6 protein-coding genes are annotated in these 5,439 nt (G+C 32.2%); 3 read left to right on the top strand and 3 right to left on the bottom strand.

The features are described 5' to 3' along the window. Positions 1–558: 558 nt before the first annotated feature. The 3 genes from RWL86_RS08180 to RWL86_RS08170 all read right to left on the bottom strand — a co-directional run bounded on the left by RWL86_RS08180 (position 559) and on the right by RWL86_RS08170 (position 3,186). Positions 559–1,083, bottom strand: a complete 525-nt coding sequence (locus RWL86_RS08180; protein ID WP_314078729.1) for a DUF1697 domain-containing protein — start codon at positions 1,081–1,083, stop codon at positions 559–561. A gap of 1 nt (position 1,084) precedes the next feature. Then, on the bottom strand, positions 1,085–1,720 hold the full coding sequence (locus RWL86_RS08175; RefSeq protein WP_314078725.1) for a DJ-1/PfpI family protein: 636 nt from the start codon (positions 1,718–1,720) through the stop codon (positions 1,085–1,087). An 89-nt stretch (positions 1,721–1,809) separates the two neighbouring features. Beyond that, entirely contained in the window at positions 1,810–3,186 is a 1,377-nt protein-coding gene (locus RWL86_RS08170) for an aspartate kinase (protein ID WP_314078723.1), read from the bottom strand. Positions 3,187–3,424: 238 nt separating this feature from the next. On the opposite strand from RWL86_RS08170, the gene RWL86_RS08165 reads away from it, so the two are divergent. The 3 genes from RWL86_RS08165 to RWL86_RS08155 all read left to right on the top strand — a co-directional run bounded on the left by RWL86_RS08165 (position 3,425) and on the right by RWL86_RS08155 (position 5,379). After that, the gene (locus tag RWL86_RS08165) at positions 3,425–3,802 is read left to right on the top strand and encodes a VOC family protein (RefSeq protein ID WP_314078721.1); all 378 of its coding nucleotides are present in this window, start codon (positions 3,425–3,427) and stop codon (positions 3,800–3,802) included. Positions 3,803–3,823: 21 nt separating this feature from the next. Next, entirely contained in the window at positions 3,824–4,216 is a 393-nt protein-coding gene (gene cdd / locus RWL86_RS08160) for a cytidine deaminase (protein WP_006702972.1), read from the top strand. A gap of 335 nt (positions 4,217–4,551) precedes the next feature. Beyond that, entirely contained in the window at positions 4,552–5,379 is an 828-nt protein-coding gene (locus RWL86_RS08155; RefSeq protein WP_314078718.1) for a zinc ribbon domain-containing protein, read from the top strand. Positions 5,380–5,439: the final 60 nt, after the last annotated feature.

Below are 5,439 nucleotides of genomic sequence, written 5' to 3'. Positions count from 1 at the left end.
TATACCGGCGGCCGGGGTCGAACCGGCACGTCCTTGCGGACACTGGATTTTGAGTTCTATGAATACATTTTTTAAATCTTACAACCTTGATTTAATAGGTTTTTAGTACTTTTAAATCTTGCAAAATAGACTCATTTTTCAAATTTTAGTAACTTTTTGGTAACCCCGTTAAAGACACGGACTCATACCCCAGATAAAAACAATTCAAATTAGATTACGTCTAGATATTTAGTCGCCTTTTGTTTAGCTTAAACCCTTTATGTCTTTTAGAATTCCAAAAATAAAGAAACTAAATAGAACTATATCTAGGATATCAAACAAAAAGAAGCTTCTTTTCCCTAATAAGGAGGATATGGAACGTTATGTAGTTATCTTGTTTAAAGATTATAATTTCAAGCAAATTAAATGAATCCAAAAAGGGGTTAGCTACTGTTTTAACACACTTCAAAGCTTATTTGATAACACTCTGAAACTATTCGTGAGTGTTTACACAAAATTATTGACAGGATTCAAGTGTTTCTAGTTTTTTTTAATATAATTTTATCTGATTCTGTCTGATTAAAACTTTGAAAGTCGGTTAACTACACTCAATTTTCGCATAGTCATCCGAATTCCAAATTTCTTTTCAAGATAATTAGTGTTTAAACGTTTTTTTCGAGCATCACGTGGTAAATATAGGTAACAACACTCGTGACCACCATAGAACTCTTCAGCTCCAAAATTCTCTCTACTAAGTTCTGTTAGAGTACTTTCAGGAATCTCTTCGTTAGTAAAAACTAGATGAATACGAGAACTATCATAAGTATTATCAAATGGGTTTTCTTGAACAGCAATCTCTAATTGATTAATTTCTTTGATAATTATTGATAAATCAGCTCCAATTTTATCCAAAATCGTATCATGAACTAACATTCTGATTTCTTCGTCAGATAACTCTGATTCTAACAGTATATTCCCACTCTGAATATATGTTTGAACATTTAAAAAACCAACTTCTGTTAGGATTTCTACTAAATAAGACATTTTTGGAATTCTATTGGTACCAGTTGGTGTTACTCCACGAAGGAAAATAATCTTTTTCATATTAACTTTCCAATGCATCTTTTTCTAGAGAGTTCATCATTTCGCCATAATATTGAGGATCGCCCGTTGAAAAATAATTAAACCATGCTTCGACTGTAGTTTTTGAATACAGTCCCAACTCCTCGACAATAAACTTAGCCCATAATAAAGAACCAGCTGAACTCGCAGTAATAAGCTTTCCGTCTTGTACTGCAATCTCATCTTTATAATAACCATGTCCTTGATAATGTTGGCTCATCTGGCTTAAAAAGAATGAAGCATTACTTGTATGATATCGATTATCTAAAATTCCTTTTTCGGCTAATCCCAAAGTAGCTCCACAGATAGCTCCAACTAAGATATTTTCTTGTAATAGTTTAGAGGCAAGTTCTAAAACGTCATCTTGCTCATTGTTCAACCAACTATCTCCTCCGATAAGCAATAGAGCATCTGTATTTGCAGTATCTATATCATATAGATTAAAATCTGGAACAATTGTCATTCCTCCAGCAGTTTTTATAGACTTTTTCCCTTTAGAAACCGTTAATAATTTTACTTTAGGTTCTCCTAACATAGCCTGTAAACTTAGTGCATGCATCAAATAGCCGTGTTCAAAATCGGCCATAGTATCTTGAACATACATATAAATATTTTTCATAATGCTTACTCCTCTTTGATAAATGTTCAAACTATTGATTGTTTTTATTGTATCAGAAGAAAGTCATATATTCTTTAGTATTTAATTTACTATTTATCGACTACTTCGTATTCTACTTCTTCACCAAAGAATTCGTCATATAATGCTTGAATCGCACGTTTTTCGTACTCTTCTCTAATACCAAACATCATAGAAACTTCTGATACCCCTTGGTTGTATAATTCAATATTGATTTGTTCACGGGCTAATGTGCTAGCAACACGAGCAGTTGTACCGACCATGCTAACCATACCTTCCCCAACTAACATGATTAAGCATAATCCACGTTCATAGTATGCTTTATCCGCATTTAGTTCTACTTTCAAACGATGTACAATACGATCTAATATTTCATCCGTAGCATCTTCTCCACGAATAATAATTGTTGCATCATCAATCCCTGTTGGAATATGTTCTACACTGACTCCTTCATCTTCGAATAGTTGTAATGTTTTTCTTAAAAATCCAATTTCGTGATTCATTAAATATTTTTGAATATAAACACTAACGAAACCTGAAGAACTTGCAATTCCAGAAATAATCGAAGGAGAATTTACTTTTCCTTTCATAATGTAAGTTCCTTTTGCAGAAGGATTATTCGTATTACATACATGAACAGGAATTCCTTTTTTAATGGCTGGTAATAACGCTTCAGTATGGAACACTGAAAATCCTGCGTAAGACAACTCACGCATTTCTGTATAAGATAATACATCAATTCCAATTGGTTTATGAACTAGTTTTGGACTTGCTACAAAGATTGCATCCACATCTGTAAAGTTTTCATACTCTTCAGCTGAAACTGCATTCGCTAAAATAGATCCCGTAATATCTGACCCTCCACGAGAGAATGTCACAACTTTTCCATCTTTTGTTACTCCAAAGAATCCTGGGAATACAATAATTTCTTTTTCTAATTGTAAATATTCTAATTCCTTATACGCTTCTTCCAATACTTGTGCATTTCCTGGAGTATCACTTACGAATAAATTCGCTTCTTTAGGGCTAATATATTTTGCTGGTAATCCTTCTTTTGTAAAGTAGTCTGCAATTAATTTTGCATTATTATCTTCCCCACTTGCTTTATAAGCATCCATCAAATAAGCAGGTTCTAAATTACTCTCTTTTAATGTTGCAAAATGTTGACGAATGTTATCCATTACATCTGAATTTAATTGTAATTCATCATAAATTTCTTGATAACGTTCTAAAATCACTTCTAAAACTGCTTCATTATATTGCCCTTCAATATGCGAAGTTGCTAATTGAATTAATAAATCCGTTACTTTTTCATCGTCTGAATGACGTTTTCCTGGTGCAGATACAACGACAATCCTTCTATCACTATCTGCTTGTACAATTTGAAGTACTTTTTTGATTTGTTGACTATTGGCTAATGAACTTCCACCAAATTTAATTACTTTCACTTTGACACCTCATTTAGATGATTAACTCTATTTTCTTTCATAATGGTAACAGAATAGCAAATTCTTTTTTGAACTGCAATCATTTTTACTCAATTTTTATCAAAAAGTGTATTTATTTTATATACAAGTGTTTACATTTTGAGTTACACTCCCTTCCATCCTAAGTTGTATATTTCTTGCATTAGAATCTATAATCCGTTATGCTAATAAGACAAAAACACTAAAAGGAGAGAATACTATGTCAAAAATGTTACACACTTGTGTTCGTGTTAAAAACTTAGAAGAGAGTTTAGCTTTCTACCAAGAAGCATTTGGATTTAAAGAAACTCGTCGTAAAGATTTCTCAGAACACAAATTTACAATCGTTTATTTAGCTTTTGATGGTGACGATTACGAATTAGAATTAACGTATAACTACGGACATCCAGGATATGAAATCGGAGACGGTTACGGTCATATTGCAATTAGTAGCGATGATTTAGAAGGATGGCATGCTGAACACGTAGCTAAAGGCTATGATGTAACAGAATTAAAAGGTCTACCTGGAAATCCAGCAAACTATTATTTTGTAAAAGATCCAGATGGATACAAAATCGAAATTATTCGTCAAAAATAATCCCATTTAAGGAGAACTTTTATGAAACCTGAAGAACTATATGTACATGCAAAAAATGCATTGGAACATTCTTATTGTCCCTACTCTAACTTCCCAGTCGGTTGTGCCATTTTATATAAAGATGGAACAGTAATTACCGGAGTTAATGTGGAAAATGTTTCTTTTGGAGCAACAAACTGTGCAGAACGTACAGCTTTATTCACTGGGGTAACAAAAGGCTATCAAAAAGAAGATGTGGAAATGCTTGTAGTAGCTGGTAAAACGGACTACTTCTTACCTCCATGTTGTTTATGCCGTCAAGTATTAGTAGAACTATGCCCTGCCGATACTCCAATTTACCTTTCTAATAATAAAGGGGAATTAAAAGAAACCATTTTACGTGATTTAGTTCCATTAGCATTTACTGAAATGTAATCAACTTAGCACCTTTTGGGGTGCTTTTTATATTGAAAAATTTTGGATGTTTAGTGTTTTTACGTGACAGCTACTCTCTTGTCTGCTATAATACTATCTATGCGATGAGGCGACAAGCAGACAAAGAAGTCTGCTAAGTCAAGTGGAACAGATGTGCTTGCACACTACCGGATGTAGCTGTTTGTTCATGTGTGATGTGAACACCATGACACGTATATTAGTATATGCCACTATAAAAGGATTAGAGATTTCTAGTCCTTTTTCTTTTGTCCAATTGCATTCTATGATACAATACAACAGAGAAAATCAATTATGATTGATAAAGGAGAATTCACGTGAAAAATTGCCCATTCTGCCACGAATTAATTGAAGAGAAGGAACCTTTATGTCCTTTTTGTGGCACTGTACAAGATGAACATTTAGAAAAAGATGCAAACACTATTCAAACAACATTATTTGATGAAGAAAATAAAATTACTCAACCTAATTCTGTAGAAAACAGAAGTGATCAAGAATATCGTATTAAAAATAACCAAGCGATTTATTCAAGTTTTTGGAGAAGAATTACTCGTTTCTTTAGCTTCTTCTTTGGAAAACTAGTCCATCCAACGAATAATTATTCAAGAAAACGTCAAAATAGTCGATTATTTGGTTATATTATGATTGTTGTTTCGACTTTATTATCTTCGTATATTACTACACACGGTATTCGAGCAATTTTATCTCAATATCAACTACTTGCGGATATTTCTATCCTACCAAGTTTAACAGTTACTCCTAATTATATTTTAGTTTTCTTAAAACTATTATTATTCTATGCTGTTTTTTATTTTGGATTTCCAATCATTGCCTTTGGAGTAAAACATATTTTGTTGAAACGACAACATGTATTTCATTATTGGTTAACACAATATGAATCAATGAATGCTTTAGCGATTATTTTATTAATGATTACAGCATTTATGACATTTGTATCTCCAATTGCTTTATTAGTTGTCATTTTATTCTTTTTTACATTGCATTTATTTACATTTATCGTAACATTTGTCATTTCCATTGCTCAGGAACAAAATGATACTCGTATAGATACTCCATATGTAGCTTTAATTGGTTTATCGATTCAATTAATTATTATACTAAGTTTCTTATTTATTTTATTTTAGACAGTAAAAAGAGGCTGGGCATAAAGTCTCAAAAATAGAAGAAAGCACGTCCTGATTTTG

It is taken from the genome of uncultured Granulicatella sp. (assembly GCF_963515095.1).
GTDB lineage: Bacteria > Bacillota > Bacilli > Lactobacillales > Aerococcaceae > Granulicatella.
This window is presented reverse-complemented; position numbering and strand designations above follow the sequence as displayed.

What these genes read in the sequence shown, in the direction of transcription:
- cdd (WP_006702972.1), top strand. Translation starts at nt 3,824, where the DNA reads ATGAAACCTGAAGAACTATATGTACATGCAAAAAATGCATTGGAACAT.
- RWL86_RS08180 (WP_314078729.1), bottom strand. Translation starts at nt 1,083, where the DNA reads ATGAAAAAGATTATTTTCCTTCGTGGAGTAACACCAACTGGTACCAAT.
- RWL86_RS08165 (WP_314078721.1), top strand. Translation starts at nt 3,425, where the DNA reads ATGTCAAAAATGTTACACACTTGTGTTCGTGTTAAAAACTTAGAAGAG.
- RWL86_RS08175 (WP_314078725.1), bottom strand. Translation starts at nt 1,720, where the DNA reads ATGAAAAATATTTATATGTATGTTCAAGATACTATGGCCGATTTTGAA.